General features: G+C 66.3%; 16 protein-coding genes. 11 read left to right on the plus strand and 5 right to left on the minus strand.

Going from position 1 to position 17,221, the window contains the following annotated elements:
• Nucleotides 1-124 precede the first annotated feature (124 nt).
• Both KFB96_RS08090 and KFB96_RS08095 read left to right on the plus strand, forming a co-directional pair.
• Nucleotides 125-1,849: a potassium/proton antiporter gene (locus KFB96_RS08090; protein WP_213462463.1), complete on the plus strand. Its 1,725-nt coding sequence runs from the start codon at nucleotides 125-127 to the stop codon at nucleotides 1,847-1,849.
• A 54-nt stretch (nucleotides 1,850-1,903) separates the two neighbouring features.
• The gene (locus tag KFB96_RS08095; protein WP_213462461.1) at nucleotides 1,904-2,878 is read left to right on the plus strand and encodes a universal stress protein; all 975 of its coding nucleotides are present in this window, start codon (nucleotides 1,904-1,906) and stop codon (nucleotides 2,876-2,878) included.
• A gap of 35 nt (nucleotides 2,879-2,913) precedes the next feature.
• Here KFB96_RS08095 and KFB96_RS08100 read toward each other — a convergent pair whose 3' ends face one another.
• On the minus strand, nucleotides 2,914-3,204 hold the full coding sequence (locus tag KFB96_RS08100) for a nitrogen fixation protein NifZ (RefSeq protein WP_213462459.1): 291 nt from the start codon (nucleotides 3,202-3,204) through the stop codon (nucleotides 2,914-2,916).
• Between the two features lie 248 nt (nucleotides 3,205-3,452).
• Between KFB96_RS08100 and nifU the strand changes: the two genes are divergently transcribed.
• From nifU to KFB96_RS08140, 8 genes are all read left to right on the plus strand, one after another.
• Nucleotides 3,453-4,337 carry a Fe-S cluster assembly protein NifU gene (gene nifU, locus KFB96_RS08105; protein ID WP_213462457.1) on the plus strand — a complete coding sequence of 295 codons (885 nt, stop codon included), beginning with the start codon at nucleotides 3,453-3,455 and terminating at the stop codon, nucleotides 4,335-4,337.
• Between the two features lie 326 nt (nucleotides 4,338-4,663).
• The gene (gene nifS, locus KFB96_RS08110; RefSeq protein WP_213462455.1) at nucleotides 4,664-5,890 is read left to right on the plus strand and encodes a cysteine desulfurase NifS; all 1,227 of its coding nucleotides are present in this window, start codon (nucleotides 4,664-4,666) and stop codon (nucleotides 5,888-5,890) included.
• Between the two features lie 111 nt (nucleotides 5,891-6,001).
• Nucleotides 6,002-6,850, plus strand: a complete 849-nt coding sequence (locus KFB96_RS08115) for a sirohydrochlorin chelatase (RefSeq protein WP_213462453.1) — start codon at nucleotides 6,002-6,004, stop codon at nucleotides 6,848-6,850.
• Entirely contained in the window at nucleotides 6,840-7,517 is a 678-nt protein-coding gene (locus tag KFB96_RS08120; RefSeq protein ID WP_213462451.1) for a precorrin-8X methylmutase, read from the plus strand. Before KFB96_RS08115 ends, KFB96_RS08120 begins: the two co-directional genes overlap by 11 nt.
• Before the next feature lie 264 nt (nucleotides 7,518-7,781).
• Nucleotides 7,782-8,945 carry a cobalt-precorrin-5B (C(1))-methyltransferase gene (locus KFB96_RS08125; protein WP_213462449.1) on the plus strand — a complete coding sequence of 388 codons (1,164 nt, stop codon included), beginning with the start codon at nucleotides 7,782-7,784 and terminating at the stop codon, nucleotides 8,943-8,945.
• Nucleotides 8,946-9,136: 191 nt separating this feature from the next.
• Nucleotides 9,137-10,465 (plus strand): precorrin-6y C5,15-methyltransferase (decarboxylating) subunit CbiE, encoded by a 1,329-nt coding sequence (cbiE, locus tag KFB96_RS08130; RefSeq protein WP_300971385.1) that lies wholly within the window; start codon nucleotides 9,137-9,139, stop codon nucleotides 10,463-10,465.
• Nucleotides 10,450-11,184, plus strand: coding sequence for a precorrin-2 C(20)-methyltransferase (gene cobI / locus KFB96_RS08135; protein ID WP_213462447.1), 735 nt, complete (start codon nucleotides 10,450-10,452; stop codon nucleotides 11,182-11,184). The genes cbiE and cobI overlap by 16 nt, the downstream gene beginning before the upstream one ends.
• A 313-nt stretch (nucleotides 11,185-11,497) precedes the next feature.
• Complete coding sequence (locus KFB96_RS08140; protein ID WP_213462445.1) at nucleotides 11,498-12,100, plus strand: ATP-binding protein; 603 nt, start codon at nucleotides 11,498-11,500, stop codon at nucleotides 12,098-12,100.
• A gap of 225 nt (nucleotides 12,101-12,325) precedes the next feature.
• Here the strand turns inward: KFB96_RS08140 and parA are convergent, their stop codons facing one another.
• Nucleotides 12,326-12,994 (minus strand): ParA family partition ATPase, encoded by a 669-nt coding sequence (gene parA, locus KFB96_RS08145; protein ID WP_213462443.1) that lies wholly within the window; start codon nucleotides 12,992-12,994, stop codon nucleotides 12,326-12,328.
• Between the two features lie 343 nt (nucleotides 12,995-13,337).
• Nucleotides 13,338-13,895, minus strand: a complete 558-nt coding sequence (locus KFB96_RS08150; RefSeq protein WP_213462441.1) for a hypothetical protein — start codon at nucleotides 13,893-13,895, stop codon at nucleotides 13,338-13,340.
• A gap of 1 nt (nucleotide 13,896) precedes the next feature.
• Between KFB96_RS08150 and KFB96_RS08155 the strand changes: the two genes are divergently transcribed.
• Nucleotides 13,897-14,130 carry a hypothetical protein gene (locus tag KFB96_RS08155; protein ID WP_213462439.1) on the plus strand — a complete coding sequence of 78 codons (234 nt, stop codon included), beginning with the start codon at nucleotides 13,897-13,899 and terminating at the stop codon, nucleotides 14,128-14,130.
• Between the two features lie 48 nt (nucleotides 14,131-14,178).
• Here the strand turns inward: KFB96_RS08155 and KFB96_RS08160 are convergent, their stop codons facing one another.
• Nucleotides 14,179-16,392, minus strand: a complete 2,214-nt coding sequence (locus KFB96_RS08160; RefSeq protein WP_213462437.1) for a ClcB-like voltage-gated chloride channel protein — start codon at nucleotides 16,390-16,392, stop codon at nucleotides 14,179-14,181.
• Nucleotides 16,389-16,955 (minus strand): GNAT family N-acetyltransferase, encoded by a 567-nt coding sequence (locus KFB96_RS08165; RefSeq protein ID WP_213462436.1) that lies wholly within the window; start codon nucleotides 16,953-16,955, stop codon nucleotides 16,389-16,391. Before KFB96_RS08165 ends, KFB96_RS08160 begins: the two co-directional genes overlap by 4 nt.
• Between the last annotated feature and the right edge of the window lie 266 nt (nucleotides 16,956-17,221).

The following is a 17,221-nucleotide window of genomic DNA, read 5'->3' on the forward strand; positions in this document are numbered from 1 at the left end:
AGAGCCGGACGTGTCGAGCCGAAGAGCCGATGCGGCATGCGCTCGTTATATCATCCATGGGCGAGGATCCTGCAGCGTGCAGGATCGCAGTCAACGTGAGCCAGGTGGACCGGTATAACCAAGCATGACCGACATCGACCAACTTGTCCTGATTGGTGCAGCACTGTTGCTGGTGGCGATCCTCGCCAGCGCGCTCTCGTATCGGATCGGCATGCCCTTGCTCTTGGTCTTCCTCGCGGTCGGCATGTTGGCGGGCGAAGACGGACCCGGCGGCATCGTCTTCAACGATCTCGACATCGCGTACGCGGTGGGTAGCGTGACACTGGCGGTCATTCTGCTCAACGGCGGTCTCAACACCCGCTCGGAAACCTTTCGAACCAGCCTGCGCCCCGCATTCGTCCTGGCAACCTTGGGCGTCTTGATCACCTGCGTGGTCTTGGGTCTGTTTGCCGCTTGGTTGTTGGATCTCAGCCTGCTCGAGGGCTTGCTGGTGGGCGCGGTGGTGGGCTCCACCGATGCCGCCGCGGTGTTTGCATTGCTGCGCGCCCGAGGTTTGCAGCTCAAGGAACGGGTCGCGGCCACACTGGAAATGGAATCCGGCAGCAACGACCCCATGGCGATCTTCCTGACGATCGCCGTCATCGAGCTGTTGGTTGCCGAGCATCGGGTTCCGAATCTGGACATCCTGCCGCTGTTCGTGCAGCAGATGGGCATCGGGCTGGTCGCCGGCATCGGCGGAGGCTATGCACTGGCGTGGCTGACCAACCGGCTGTCGCTCGAACGGGGGATGTACCCGCTCTTGGTGCTCGCCGGAGGGCTCGCCATCTATGGTTTGACCACGGTGCTGGGGGGCAGTGGCTTTCTGGCGATCTATCTGATCGGGGTCGTCCTCAGGCACCGCTCGCCGCGCGAATCGCACAACATTCTTCAGGTCCACAACGGTTTTGCCTGGCTGGCACAGATCGGCATGTTCCTGATGCTCGGTCTCCTGGCGACCCCCACCGGTTTGATCGCCGACGCGCCGGCCGCCTTCGCGATCGCCTTGATCCTGATGTTCGTCGCCCGACCCATCGCGGTTGCGGTGTGCCTGATCCCCTTTCGGTTTCCTTGGCGCGAGCAACTGTTTATCGCCTGGGTCGGACTGCGCGGGGCGGTGCCGATCATCCTGGCCCTGTTCCCTCTGTTGGCGGGCATCGCGCAAGCCGAGCTGATTCTGGATCTGGCGTTTTTCGTCGTGCTCATCTCGCTTACCGTTCAAGGCTGGACGATTCCCCGCCTGGCGCGGCGGCTCAGGCTCGAGGTCCCGGCGAAACCGGGACCCGACGAGCGCCTGGAGCTGACGCCTGCGCCGGCAGACGGCCACGCCATCCTGGGCTACCATCTGGGTACGAGCACCCGCGCGCTCGGACGGCGCGCGAGCGATCTGCGCAACTCCGGCGATGCCTGGGCCGTGGCGGTGCTGCGCGACGGCCGCACACTCATGCCGGAGGTCGCGGGCCCCCTGGCCCCCGGTGACTGGCTCTATCTGGTCGCCAAGGATGCCGACACCGCGACGCTCGGCGATCTGCTGGCGTCCCGGGAAGCACCCGAGTTCCTCGACGAGCGGGTGTTTTTCGGTGATTTCATCCTCAACGGCAGTGCGCCCCTCGGCGCGGTCGCGGCCCAATATGGTCAGCCCGTCCAGGACGGGATGGAAGGCATGACCTTGGAGCAATTCATGTGTGCCAGGCTCGACGAGCTTCCGGTCGTCGGGGACCGGGTTCGTTTGGGGAAGCTCGAGCTTGTCATCCGCGATATTCGGGGTAACAAGATCACTCAGGTCGGTCTGCGCATTCCGACTCACCTTTAGTGATTCAACCGTCTAAGGTGCCGCGTCGTACCATGAGCCGAACAGGAGTCCGATATGAAATGGTTCAGGAATATCCTCTTCGTCGCGGATCCCGAGAAGGGCTGCAGGTCCGCCTTCGAGCGCGCGGTCCTGCTGGCCGAAAACAATCAGGCCGAGCTCACTTTAGTCGACGTGATTCCCCGCATGAGCACCGGCTTCCGCCTTCGCGACGGCGGCGCGACTGCGGAGGATCTGCAGGCTGCAGCGACGGAGCAGCGCCTGCACCGACTGGAGTCGTTGATCAAACCCTACGGGCCGCGGCTCGACATCCGAGTGAAGGTGCTGACCGGGACACCCTACCTCGAGATCATTCGCGAGGTCCTGCGCAGCAAGCATGATCTGGTGATCCGCCCGCCGGAAGATGCGGGCTGGTTTGGCCGGTTGCTCGGCAGCGACGACATGAACCTGCTGCGCCAGTGCCCCTGTCCGGTTTGGGCCATCAAGTGCAAGGGATCAGGGTCCTTTCGACGGATCCTGGCGGCAGTGGATGTGGACGACAGCCTCCGGCCTGAAGAAACGCGGCATGCGATGAACCTCCGGATCCTGGAGATCGCAGGGTCTCTGGCACTGTCGGAATTTGCCGATCTGCATGTCGTCCATGTCTGGGATGCGATCGGCGAAATGCTCCTTCGCGGCACCGTCGTCAGTACCCCGGAAGCGGAGGTTGCGGCCTATGTCGACCAGGTCCGAGAGCGCCATGCGTCCTATTTGGCGGCACTCCTGCGGGAGATCACCGGCATCTTGGGCGAGGATGCACTGGGCTTTCTGAAACCGAAAACGCACCTCCTGCGCGGCGAGGCCCGAAAGAAGATCCCGACGCTCGCGGGCAAACTCGGCGCCGATCTTGTCGTGATGGGCACGGTCGGTCGTGGCGGTATCCCCGGCTTGCTGATGGGCAACACGGCCGAGGCCATCCTGCAGCAGGTGGACTGTTCCGTGCTTGCAATCAAGCCGCCCGGATTCGTCACAGCGGTCGAGCTCGAGGGCTGAGCCCGCATCAACCGTGCCCACGACCCGGCCAGCGCTTAGCCCGCTTCCGCCGGCACGCGCTGCGACACCGTGCTGAGCTCCTCCGGCCAACAGCCGGCCGGCGGCCCGAGCTCGGCGCCCTCCCCTTCGAATCGCACCAGATACAGCTCCCGTTCGGGATCCTCTTCGAGGTGTCCGATGTTGAGGATGACGCCACGGGTCCCGGCTGCCGCGATCAGGGCATCCTCGGCGAGATCCGGGATACCGCCGTCGTTGTAGATATCCGCGGCGGCGTAGACCAGATCGCCCGGGCCCAACTGACCAAGCTCCAATTGACTGAGATCCATCAAAGACTCCTGTTGTTGAGATGTGTTGTGGGATTCACGACCCGACGCAGGCGGGCTGTCGTTCGAGAGCCGACATCGATGCAAGAAGGAAGGCTCTCGACCAAATATAAATCAATGAGATAGATGAAACATCCCACGTGGCACACGGCTTGCTGAATGACTCGCCAACACAGACGCAAGACTCAAGCCACGGCTCGAGCATCCGTCCCGACTCACTCGCTTATTGCTACAGCAACCGGAGACACGCCATGTGGGATTACTCGGAAAAGGTCCAGGAGCACTTCTTCAATCCCCGCAATGCGGGCGCAGTCCCTGAGGCCAATGCGACGGGTGACGTGGGCTCCCTGTCCTGCGGCGATGCACTGCGCCTGACCCTCAAGGTCGACCCGGCGAGCGAGGTGATCCTCGAAGCCGGCTTCCAGACCTTCGGCTGCGGCTCCGCCATCGCCTCGAGCTCGGCGCTGACCGAGATCATCAAGGGCATGACGCTCAACGAGGCGCTCGAGGTCACCAATCAGGACATCGCCGACTATCTCGACGGCCTGCCGGCCGAGAAGATGCACTGCTCGGTGATGGGTCGCGAGGCGTTGCAGGCGGCGATCGCCAACTACCGGGGCGAGGAATGGAAGGACGACCATGAGGAAGGCGCACTGGTCTGCAAGTGTTTCGCAGTCGATTCGGTCCTGATCGAAAACACCATCCGCTCCAACGGTCTCTCCACGGTCGAAGAGGTCGCGAATTACACCAAGGCGGGCGGCGGCTGCTCGGCCTGTCACGAAGGGGTCGAGGCCATCCTGAGCCGCGTCCTCGCCGAGCAGGGCAAGGCGTTCGACCCCTATGCCAAGGCACCCGAGGCAGCGCCCTCGTCCGGCGGGCGCAAGCTCGGCAACCTGGAGCGCATCCGCCGCATCGAGCGGTCCATCGAGGCGATCCGCCCGAACCTGCAGCGCGACCACGGCGACGTGGAGCTGATCGATGTCGACGGCAAGAACGTCTACGTCAACATGACCGGCGCCTGCGTGGGTTGCCAGATGGCCTCGACGACGCTCGACGGGATCCAGCAGCGCATCGTCGAGGATCTCGGCGAGCTCGTGCGGGTGCTGCCGGCGAAGGCGATGCGCAAGAGCGCGTAGGAGCCGCCAGCCGTAGGTTGGGCAAAGCGCAGCGTGCCCAACCCGCGCCGGCATCACGGGGAGCCGACAGCGCAGGTATAGGCGACGACTGTTGTCGTTGTCGTTGTCGTTGTCGTTGTCGTCCGGCATCCGATTACGACAACGACAACGACAAAGAAAAATTCTGCGACGGTTTACTCACGACTTGCGGCGTAAGGGGCTCGATGCCTTCCAGACATGCGCAGTCGAGGTGCCTGATCTCAAAGATCGCCCAAAGGAACCCGCGGCGCATAAGCGCAGCCAATCGCAGGAGGCTCGAACCGCACATTCCACGAGGCCATCAATCCATGACCACTCCACCCGACACCCAAGGCATCTATCTCGACAACAATGCCACCACCATGGTCGCGCCCGAGGTGGTCGATGCCATGCTGCCCTTCTTCACGGAGCAGTTCGGCAACGCCTCCTCGATCCATGCCTACGGCAACCGGGTCGGCCACGCCATCAAGCAGGCGCGGCAGCAGGTCCAGACATTGCTCGGGGCCGCGCAGGACTCGGAGATCGTCTTCACCTCCTGCGGCACCGAGTCGGACTCTACCGCCATCCTCTCGGCCATCAAGGCCCAACCGGAGCGTCGGGAGATCATCACCACGGTCGTGGAGCATCCGGCGATCCTGTCGCTCTGTCAGCACCTGGAGACCGAGGGCTACAAGGTCCATTACCTCACCGTCGACGGCAAAGGCCGGCTCGATATCCAGCAGTACATGGACCTGCTTTCGGACCGCGTCGCGATCGTCTCGGTGATGTGGGCGAACAATGAATCGGGCACACTCTTCCCGGTTCAGGAGATGGCGGAGCTGGCGAAATCGGCCGGCGTCCTCTTCCATACCGATGCGGTCCAAGCGGTCGGCAAGCTCCCCATCGATCTCAAGGACACCGCGATCGATATGCTCTCGGTCTCCGGACACAAGCTGCACGCGCCCAAGGGCATCGGTGTGCTCTATCTGAGGCGCAACACGCGCTTTCGCCCTATGCTGCGCGGCGGGCATCAAGAGCGCGGCCGGCGTGCCGGCACCGAGAACAGCGCCTCCATCGTCGGGCTCGGCAAGGCGTGCGAGATGGCGCTGGAGCACATGGACGAAGAGAAGACTGCGGTGCGGGCCATGCGCGATCGGCTCGAGCAAGGCATCCTCGCCGCCGTGCCCAACTGCTTCGTGACGGGCGATCCGACCAATCGCCTGCCGAACACCAGCAACATCGCCTTCGAATACATCGAGGGCGAGGCCATCCTGCTGCTGCTCAACAAGCTCGGCATCGCGGCCTCCAGCGGCTCCGCCTGCACCTCCGGATCGCTCGAACCCTCGCATGTGATGCGCGCCATGGGCATCCCCTTCACCGCCGCCCACGGCACCACACGCTTCTCGCTCTCGCGCTACAACCGCATGGATGAGATCGACCGGGTCATCGAGGCCGTCCCGCCGATCGTCGCCAAGCTGCGTAAACTCTCGCCCTATTGGTCCGAGACGGGCCCCGTGTCCGATCCGGCCGCCGCCTTCGCACCGGCCTATGCCTGATTCGAATCGAGACCTGTCGCGCGCAAGGATCGGGCGCGCAAATTCGGCTGCGCTCCACCGCCAGCTCTGGCACCATGCGCGATCGATCACTTTCATAGGATCCGCGCAACGATGACAAACGAGGTCGTGCTGCTCGTCGGCCATGGTGCCCGTGACCCGGGGAACGAGGGCAACGCCGAGGTGGAGACGTTCACCGAGGCTTGGCGGACACGTCATCCCGAGGTCGAGATTCAGGTTTGCTGGATCGAGCATGCTCATGTCCTGCTCGACGCAGGCTTGGATCGCGCCGCCACCGCGGCCGGCACTGGCTCGGGTACTGCGTCCGGCGACGGGCGGGTGCTGGTCCTGCCCTTGATCCTCAACGCCGCGGGACACGTCAAGGGCGACATCCCGCAAGCGCTCGCCGCGGCACGCCGGCGCCATCCCGAGGTGGAATTCCGCTATGGACATCCGCTCGGAACCTCGGATCAGTTGCTCAAGGCCCTGCGCCACCGTCTCCACCAGGCGATGACCGAGCTCGACATGCCGGATCCACGCACCACCGGCGTGGTCTTGCTGGCGCGCGGGGCCTCGGATATCGAATCCACCGGCGAGGTGGCCAAGATGGCTCACTGGCTCTACGAGACGACCGAGCACGACCGCGTCGAGATCGCCTTCACCGGGATCAGCTTTCCGCGTCTCGAGCAGGCCGTACAGCGGCTCGATCTGCTCGGCGCCAGCCAGATCATCGTCCTGCCCTACTACCTCTTCACCGGGCGTCTCATCCAGCGCATCAGCCGCCAAGTCGGACGCTTGCGCCAGCAGTACCCGACACGGGTGTTCGCCCAGGCCGGCTATATCGGCCGGCACGAACAGCTGCTGGATCTGCTGGATCTGCGTCTGGCGCAGTGCCGAGACGGCACCGCACTCCTCCCCTGCGACGGTTGCGCTTACGCACTGGCAGCACACCATGAGCACTGACCCGCGCACCCCGGCGCCCGCCGCCGCCGACACCGGTGGCGCCCTCTTGACCGCGGCAGGTGCGCGCATCGAGGAAGGATCCTTCGCCATCATCGATGCGGAGGCCGGGAGCCACGCGTACGACCCGGCACAGTGGACACTGGTCAGACGCCTCATCCACGCGAGCGGGGACTTCGACTTCAACGGGCTGACACGTTTCCACCCCGAGGCCGTCGCCGCCGGCTGTGCGGCGTTGAAACGCGGCGCACCCATCGTCTGCGATGTGGAGATGATCCGCGCCGGCGTCTCGAAGACGCGCATGGCGCCGCTCGGCGTGCAGGCGCATCAGTTCATCGACGACCCCGAGGTGATCGCGCACGCGCGCGCCGAAGACACGACCCGCGCCACGCAGGCGATGCGTCGGGCCGCTCGCGAGGGTCTGCTCGAGGGTGCCGTCGTCGGCATCGGCAACGCCCCGAGCGCCCTCTTGGAGGTCATTCGGCTGATCGCCTCCGAAGGTGTCCGCCCGGCGCTCGTGATCGGGATGCCGGTCGGATTCGTCGCCGCGGCCGAGTCGAAGGATCTCCTGATGCGGGTCGAGACGGTGCCTTGGATCGCCGTGCAGGGCCGCAAGGGCGGGTCGACGCTGGTGGTTGCGGCGCTGAATGCACTCATGATCCTGAGCTAAACCGCGTCTACGGCAACAGGCTTGGTGTGAAGGTGGAATCGACCTCGCGGGAGCTAAAGATCTCGGCGGGACGCGGTTTAGGATAATGAAAAGAGTAAGATTTCCCGTCCAAAGTGCATTGTTCATCAATCCGGACACCCGCCCCGTAAGGGCGCTCGTGACAACGCTCGGGCGGTGTCGCGCGTCTCTTGGCGCTCCGCGCCAGATGCCCTTGCGGCCTGTTGATGGACGAGGACATCCGGATCAGATGATGGGAAGCAGCTGATGTCAGGGGCCGTGCCGGCTTCCGCCGGCGGGGATCGGCGCAAGCGGGGCAATCGCACCGGCTGGTCGACCGGGGCCTGTGCGGCTGCTGCGGCGGCGGCCGCGGCGCGCGGTCTCGAAACCGGCGTCGTGCCCGAAACGATCGAGATCCTGTTGCCGGAGGATCGGCGCCCGAGCTTCGCGATCATCGAGGGTCGCTTGATCGAGTCGGGCGTGCAGGTCGGATCGGGCGCGCAGGCGGCGGTCATCAAGGACGCCGGGGACGACCCGGACGCGACGCACGGCGCGCGCATCGTCGCGACCGTGGTCCGCCTTGCGGACGCACCGGGCGAGGTCCATCTGCTCGGCGGCGAGGGCGTCGGTCGCGTCACGCGCGCCGGACTCGGACTCACCGTCGGGGAGGCAGCCATCAATCCGGGACCGCGCGCCTATATCACGGCCAACGTGCGTGCGGCGGCGCCGACCCGACTGAGCCGCGAAGGGCTTGCGGTGACCATCTCGGTCCCCGATGGGGAGCGGATCGCCAAACGCACGCTCAACGCACGACTGGGGATCCTGGGCGGCATCTCGATCCTGGGCACAACCGGTGTCGTCTATCCCTACTCGACCGCCTCCTTCAAGGCGACGATCCGGCAGGGCGTTCAGGTCGCGCTGGCACAAGGCCAGGAGACGGTTGTCTTCACGACCGGGCGACGCACCGAGCGTCATTCCATGACCCGCTACCCCGAGCTTCCCGAGATCTGTTTCGTGCAGATGGGCGACTTCGTCGGGGCTGCGCTCGACGCCGCGCGGGAGGCCGGTCTGAAGCGCATCGTCATCGGGGCCATGGTCGGCAAGCTGACCAAGATCGCCCAGGGGCTCAAGATCACCCATGCCCGCAAGGCCGAGGTCGACATGCAGCTGTTGGCGCGGCTGGTTGCCGACGCCGGGGGCGACCCCGCACTCTGCGCCCGCGTGCTCGAAGGCGACACCGCCCGCTGGGCCGCGGAGCTGGTCGCCGAGGCGGGGCTCACGGGCGCCTTCCATCAGGCCCTGACGCGTGCGGTGGCCGCACTGGTTGCACAAGGACTCGCCGAGGGAACCCTCGTCGAGGTTCTGGCCTGGGGACCGGAGGGTGATCTGCTGGCGGAACAGACCGTCGGAACCCCGTCGCGACCCGCGTAGGATGGGTAGAGCGTCAGCGAAACCCATCTTCCAAACCACCGCGCTGCCGGGTTTCGGTCCGATGCCCTTGGCTCGGACTGGATGGGTTTCGCTTCGCTCTACCCATCCTACGTGTTTCGGTTGTTGTTGAATGGTTCCTTAAGGTTGTGCCTCGCTCTTGTGTGCTCTATTGATCAATCGGTGTCATCCACGTGTCTGACTGCTCGGTCATCGGGGTCTTGGACGACGGTCCGGCCGGACTCACCGCCGAGGCCATCGCGCGCATCGGCGCAGCGAGACGGGTCATCGGCGCACGCCGCATGCTCGAGGGCTGCGGCGACCTGATGGCACCGGACGCGGAGCCGTTGGACCTGACCGGGCGCATCGCCGAGGTCCCCGGCTGGGTCGAGGCGTCGATCGCCGTCGGCGATCCCGTCGTCGTGCTCGCCACGGGCGATCCACTCTGTTTCGGGATCGGCGGTCTGCTTGCGCGCCGGCTCGACCCGGCCAAACTGCACATCCTGCCGAATCGCTCGACCCTGCAGCTCGCCTGCGCACGCTTCCGCATCCCCTGGGAGGACGCACGCTGGCTCTCGGTGCATCATCGCGACAGCGGCGACTGGACACCCGGCGCGACGCCGGATCACGGGCTCTACCCGCTGGCGCAGGCCCTGCGCCGAGAGACCCTGCTCGCCGTCTTGACCAGCCCGGCCAATGGCCCGGCGCGGATCGCCCGGCTGCTGCTCGCCGAAGGGCTCGGCGAGGACTTCGATCTGCAGGTCGCCGAGCGTCTGCTGATGCCCGAGGAGCGCTTGATCGGCGGCGCGACGGCGGGCGCGATCGCCGTCATGGACTTCGCCGACCCCAACTTGGTCCTGCTCCGACGCCGCCGAGCGCCGAGTGCCCTGCCCCGCTTCGGTCTGCCGGACGACGCCTACAGCCAGCGCCGCCCGGAGCGCGGGCTCATCACCAAGCGCGAGGTCCGTGCGGTGGCGCTGGCCCTGCTGGAGCTGCGCGCGACCGACCGGGTCTGGGATCTCGGCGCCGGATCCGGCAGCGTCGGCCTGGAAGCCGCCCGGCTCTGCGACCGCGGCCATGTCTACGCGATCGAGAAGAACGCGGACGACCTCGCACTGATCGAGACCAACCGACGCGCGCTCGGCATCGCCAACTACAGCGTGCGCGCCGGTCTTGCGCCCGATGACTGTGGCGACTGGCCCGACCCGGATGCCGTCTTCATCGGCGGGAGCAGCGGGCGACTCGCCCAGATGCTGGATGTCGTCATCAGGCGTCTGCGCCCCGACGGACGCCTGGTGCTCGCCTTGGTCGCGGTGGAGAACCTGACCCTGGCCCTCGCCACACTCGACCGGCTCGGCGCGCACTGGGAGCTGACCCAAATCCAGGCCGCGCGCAGCCGCCCGATCCTGAGCCTGCATCGCCTGCAGGCGGAAAATCCGGTCTGGCTGGTGCAAGCGCGCGCGCCGAGCCTGCCGCCGGCCGACCAGACCCCTTCGGAGACACACCCATGCCTGGAACCTTGATCGCCGCCTCGCTGGGTCCGGGAGATCCCGGCCTCGTCACCCGAGCAGCCTGGTCCGCGTTGGAGAGCGCGCGCTGCTGGGCTTGGCCCATCACGGGCGACGGGGCCAGCTATGCCCTGTCCATCGTCGCGCGCGGTGGGCTGGAACCGCCGCCCGACGGTCTCGCGCTGCATTTTCCGATGACGCGCGACCCCGAGACCTTGGCCCGGCATTGGGCCGCCGCGGCGGAGCAGGTCCTCGCACGGCTGCACGGCGGCGAGGACGTGGTCTTCCTGGTCGAGGGCGATGCCTCGACCTTCTCGACCTTCGGCCATCTCGCGCGCGGCGTGCAGGCGCTCGACCCGGCGATCACCGTTCGCGTCATCCCGGGCGTGCCCTCCTACCATGCCGCGGCCGCCGCGGCGGGTGCGATCCTGGTCGACGGCGAAGAGCCGCTCGCGGTCTATTCGGCACCGGAGGCGATGAAGGATCTCGACGCCCTTTTGGAGCGCTTCGATGCCCTGGTCTTGCTCAAGGTCCGCCCCGTGTTGGATTCGCTGATCCAGGCCCTGAGCGAACGCAGCCTGCTCGACCGGGCGGTCTTCGTCGAGCGCGTCGGTACGCCCGAGGAGCGGATCCTGCACGACATCGCATCGCTTCGCGGCACCCGGGTGCACTACCTCTCCCTGATCCTGATCCGCCAGGACCGACGACGCGGGCTGGGTGTCGGCCCGAGCTGATCGCCCGACGCCGTAGGAAACGATTCAAAAAAACCGAAACACGTAGGATGGGTAGAGCGCAGCGAAACCGATCCTCCCCGCGCCAAGGGCATCGGACCGAGACCCGGCAACGCGGCGGTTGGGAGGATCGGTTTCGCTATCGCTCTACCCATCCTACGCGTTCATCGAGGCTTTACCTTGTTTCTGAACCGTCACTTGATGACATCCGTTGCGTGAAATCGCCTATGCTTGTCCTGACCTTGCAGCGGACAGCCCGAGATGACGCGAGCCTCCACCCCAGCCGATCCTCACCCCGCAGGCATCGTGCAACACGATGATTGCCCCGAGCCGACGACGGAGGCGACCTGGATCCACGTCATCCGCAAAGATCCGCGCCGAGGCCATCCACGACTGCGAGCTCGCAATCAAGGGCGTAGCCGAGAAGATGGCCTCGCTCGGCCGACTCGTCGCCGGCGTGGCGCACGAGCTGAACAACCCCATCAGCTTCGTCTACGGCAACGTGCATGCCCTCTCGCGCTATCGCGAGCGCCGGGAGATCGAGACGACACTGGACCTCCCGAACACACTGACGGTTCAGGGACATCCGGGGCAGATCCATCAGGTCCTCATGAACTTGGTCCAGAACGCACTCGACGCGATGCACGACAGTACGCAGCCACCGCGACTGTCGATCCGTGCCGGACAAGACGAAGACGCGACGACCGCCTGGCTGAGTGTCCGGGACAACGGCCCCGGCATCGACGCACAGGACTTAAACCGCGTCTCACCGAGATCGAGGACATCTCCAAAGCCAAATGCAAATGCTTTTCGGGAGCCCGTCGTCCACCGCCGGCAATCGTCGCGAAGCGGCGACACCCCGGGATCGACGACTTGCAGTCGTCCTCTTCAATCCGGCCAAACCCTCCGCCGAATCTGATAACCCTCCACCGATGAGCCAGCGGCAGTCCCGGAAGCCGGACGTTTCCGCGCAACGGGCCGCGCGGCGGCGCCCGCCCCGGTCGACTTCGCACGCTGCGCCGGGGCCGCTGCCGTCGCACCCGCCGACGCTTTTGCGCCTGCCGGCTCGGCATCACCGGGCTGATCCGCCCCGCTCTTGGCCTTGCGAATGGAGGCAACTAATCGGCGTTCCGTCTGCGTGCTGTTAGACGTGCTCTTGGGAGACGTGCTCCTGGGAGGCGTTGTCATGGTCGAAGATCTCCGCGATCAGGTCGTTGATCTCGGCCGCCGCGGCAGCACCGCGACGGCCGGCTTGGAAGACGCTGCGCCCCTCGAGCACACAGAGACGATGGATGGAGCGGCGCTGCAACGCGGTTCGGGCGACCGGCAGATCCAACTCCGCGACGGCCTCGGGCATCAGGCGCGAGAGGGTCGTGCGCGGCTCCATCTGGCTCATCACGATCAAGGCGCGCAGTTGCGGGTTCTCGGGGCGAATCGCCTCGATGATGCGGGCGAGATGACTCGTCGCCCAGAGATCCATCGGCGAGGGTTGGAGCGGGATCAGCGCATGGTCGGCCAGGCGCAGTGCGTGCTCGGTCTGCGGTGACTTGATGGACGGGGGGCAATCGATGACGACATGGTCGTGGACGTCGCGCAGGGCCTGCACCGTCTTTACGAGCCCGAAGGCCGCGGCCACCACGGCGGGCAACGCGGCATTTTCATCCCCGATCAGGCGCCATTGATAGGCGGACTGCTGCGGATCGGCATCGACGATGACGACCGATCCCCGCCGCGCCAGACCGGCGGCGAGATTCAAGGACAAGGTGGTCTTGCCGGTGCCGCCTTTGTTGCCGACGACGGCGACGATGCTCATCGGCCGGCCTCGTGTCGGAGGTGGTGCGGCGCGCAGTGGGCAATCGACACGGGTTTCGTCAAGGTCTCGACCTCGGCCATCGGCGGACATTGGAGCTGAGTCAAGGCTAGGCGCTGTGATCGAGCCGCGTCAAGCGTGGAGACTGGTTTAACCTAAACCGCGTCCAGAGCGAGATGCTCACTTTGGAGTGAGTTCGAAGTTTGGTGAATCCACGACCCTTAGCGGGGGACGCGGTTTAAAATTTTATATTTTTAAATACTTTAAACCGCGCCGGCTCCAGCGGTTCTGAAATCCGCCGGGGCCGATCCCATCCAAAAACATCGCATACCGCACCGGGCGCGGTTTAGGCATGGAGACCCGCACGCCCAGCCTGAAGCGAGCGAGCGGAGCCGACCCGGCCCTCGACATGACTACCCGGATCAGCCTGCCCGAAGCGACGCTGACCGATCTCTCGGTCTACAACCGCTACCTCCCGAAAGATGCCGGACTCGCGCTGCTCTCCGGCAGTGCGGACCTGAACATGCTCTTCAATCTCGACGGTCAAAAAGCCGACGGCGAGATCAACCTGCACAGCCGGGACACGCGCATCCGCATGGACACGCAAGAGCTCGGCGGCAACCTCATGCTGGAGGCCCGGCTCCGCGAAGGCGACATCGCCTCCATGACCTTCGATGCCTCCGGCTCGCGCATCCGGCTCGACGGAATGACGCTCACCGAGCCCGACGGCAGCGAAACCGCCGATTGGTGGGCAGAGCTGCGGCTCGACGAGGCCCGCTTGGTCTGGACCGAGCCGCTCGGGCTCGAATCCCGGCTGGCACTCGGCATGCGCGACACCGGCCTGCTGGCCCGACTCTGTCGTCGCCCAAGCGCGCGAGCGCGACTGGCTCGGACGTCTGCTCACCGTGCCCGACGTCAAAGGCACGACCAGGATCCGGCTGCGCGAGGAGAGTATCCATCTCTGGAATGCGCGGCTCAGTGCCGGCCCGCTCGTCCTCTTCGCCGACCTGAAGATGCAGGACTCGCTGCTCAACGGCGAGCTCTCCGCCGTGATTCAGCCGTTCAGCGTCTCCATCAGCCTCACCGACAGCAAACCAAAACTGCATTTGATCAACTCGCCCGGGCTTTCCGGAGATTGACAAGGAGCGACCTCGGGGGCTAGCGTCGATTGCCCGCCGAAGCCTGATTCATCCTCCACGCCCATCCGCCTCGCGCGGCAGCAGAGACTCGGCATACATCGGGGCCACATCCACATACCGCCGCACGGTGTAATGGGCCGTGACCACGGCGAGCATCAGCGGCAGGACGATCTCGTAGTCCATCGTCATCTCGAAGACCATCAGGATCGACATCAACGGGGCATGCGTTGTCGCCGCGAGCATCGCCCCCATGCCGACCACCGCGTAGGCACTCGGCGGTCCGGTGCCGACCGGCAGGACGGCGTGGACCGCGGTGCCGAAGAGCACGCCGAGCAGCGCACCGACGAAGAGTGTCGGCGTGAAGGCCCCGCCGACCGCGCCCGAGCCATGCGTCGCCGCGGTCGCAATCATCTTCAGCACCATCACGGTCAACAACGCCTGCCAGACCCAGGGCTCGTGGAGCACCGTGTTGACGACGCTGTAGCCGTTGCCCCAGACCGCGGGCTCGTACATCGAGATGGCCCCGACGATGAGCCCGCCGAGCGCCATTCGCCCGGAGAGCGGCATCGGCAACCGGGCGAAGGCCCGATGGGAATGCCCCAACAGACCCAGAAAGATCGGCGCCAGATGGCCCGCGACGATCCCCAGCAGCACATAGAGACCCAGCTCCCAGTCGCTCACCAGACTGAACGACGGGATCTCGTAGATGGGCGCATACCCCATGATGTCGTGGACGGTGACGCTTGCGATGACCGCGGCGACGATCAGCGGGCCGATGTGCTGGATTGCGATGGAGCCCAGCACGATCTCCGCGACGAACAGGGTCGCGGCGATCGGTGCGTTGTAGGCCGCGGCCAAACCCGCCGCCGCCCCGGCCGCCACCAGCAGACGCATGCGATCGCGCGGAAAGCGTGCGACCCGCCCGATGCTGGAGGCAACCATGGCGGAGAGCTGCACCATCGCACCCTCGCGCCCGATGGAGCCACCCGAGGCCACCGTGACCAACGACGAGGCCGATTTCACCAGGCTCTGACGGACACTGATCCAGCCGTCGCCGACCGCAACCGCTTCCATGTAGTCGGTCGTCGTCCGCCCGCGCAGCCGCCCGCCGATCTGCTCCAGGATCAAGCCGGCCACCAAACCGCCGACCGCCGGCAGCAGCAGACGCTGCCAAGGCGGCAGACCCAGCGCCATGACGACCAGGCTGCCGCTGTGGCCGACCAGCAGCCATTCCAGGGCATGGATCCCCTCGCGAAACACGACCGTGACCAGCGCGCCGAGGAGTCCGGCCAGCGCCGCCAGCAGCAGAAAGACGAGATCGCCGTCCTTCAAGGCGAGCAGGAAAGGCAGACGGCGTGGCGGCAAGGCCGCTGCGTCGCCGGGCAGGCCGGCGCCCGCGACGGCCGCCGTACCGGATCGGTCGAGCAGCGGCGCAGCAACGCGCGGCCTGCGTCGGACCAGCGACATCGCCAGCAACCCCAGCACCAGCGGAATCAGAACCCAAAACGGCGCCAGCGGCCCCTCCGGCAAGTGCGGCGGCGCCTCCCCGCCGACGACGCGGGTGGACTCGGCAAGCGGCAGTCGCGCCGATCCAGCCTGATCCGGCGGCTCGGCTCCGCCAGGATCCGACGGGCAGGGGCAGGTGTCGTCGCCGGTTCGGCGGGGCTCGATCGGGTGCACCGGGCTTATCGTCGCCGTCGCAGGCGCTTGTTCCGGCGCCTGCGACGGTTCCGGAACCGCGGGCGAGCGATCGGATCCAGTCGGTGGGTGCGAAGGCGACCGATCCGGCTCGCGGATCGCATCCCTCGGTGTCGCCACGTCCGGCTGTCCAGGACCATCCACGGGCGCGGGCGACGACGACTCCGGCACAGGCGGCTCGACAACCGCCGGACACACCAACGCCCGTCCGCTGCGGCGATGCTCCGCCCACTCGCGCGCCTGACGTTCGATGCTCCGCCGAGCCGCCGCCGCATCCAGCGCACCGATGCGCGCCGCCGACGGCACCCGCAGCACTGCACCGACACGCAAGACCCCGTTGACGTTGCACGCGGGCGAGAAGGCGTCCGGGTTCGCCTCCAGCAGGCCGATCATCACCTGATCGCGACTGAACCCCGCCTCGGCCGCGATCCGGTCCGCGATCCCCCAGAGACTGTCGCCCGAACGGATCGAAACGACATCCTGTGCCGCCCCCGCCGGCAGCGCCGAGACGGCCAACCAGAACGTCAACACCACGACCGACGCGCAGCGGACCCTGTCGGTCATTGCGAGCGACCGACAGAATCCGGCACCATCGAAAACATCCAGGCCGGAACCGAGACCCCGTCGACGACCAGCCGGTTACGTACCAACCCCTCGTACAGCGCACCCGCCTTGCGCGCAACGCCGGCACTCGACACATTGCCCTCGGCAACGACGATCTCGATCCGCATCAACCCCAGATCCGCAAAGCCGAACCTCGCCATCGTGCGCACCGCGTGTGTCGCAATCCCTTCCCGCTGCCGCGACGCGCGCACCCAATAGCCCAGGTTGCAGAGCTTGTGCTCGACGATGAAATGATTCAGACCGATGCCCCCGAGCACCTCGCCGCCATCCACCGCGAAGATGCCCAGCTCCGCCGCCGAGCAGGCGGCAAGCTCCGCTGCGCAAATCGCGAACCAGGCACGCGCCTCGCCGACACTGAAACCGGCGTGGCACCAGGACATCCAGCGCCCGACCGAGCCTGCGGACTCGCGCGCCGCGCAGGCGAATCCCTCGGCGTCGGCGTGGACGAACGGCCTCAGACAGACCCCCTCGCCTCTCAGCGGCTTCAGCAACTCTCCGAGCATCGATACCTCCGGGACGGGTGAAGGATCACGCGCTCAAGTCTACGCGGTTCGGGGCAACGCCCTGCTGTTCGTGTTCGAGGAAGAGACGGGGCTCAAGCGCTTCTCTCTGCGATTTGGACGTTGTCGACATCGATGCCGCTCCGGATGAGAATGAACGCATTCTATACACCCAACGCCATCCCCAAGAGGCGGTCGACACGAGCGGATTTGCCTAGCGCTTCAACGCCATATCCGACAGCGGCGACCCAACGAGCGACGCACGTCGG

It is taken from the genome of Thiocapsa sp. (assembly GCF_018399035.1).
Taxonomy (GTDB): Bacteria; Pseudomonadota; Gammaproteobacteria; order Chromatiales; family Chromatiaceae; genus Thiocapsa.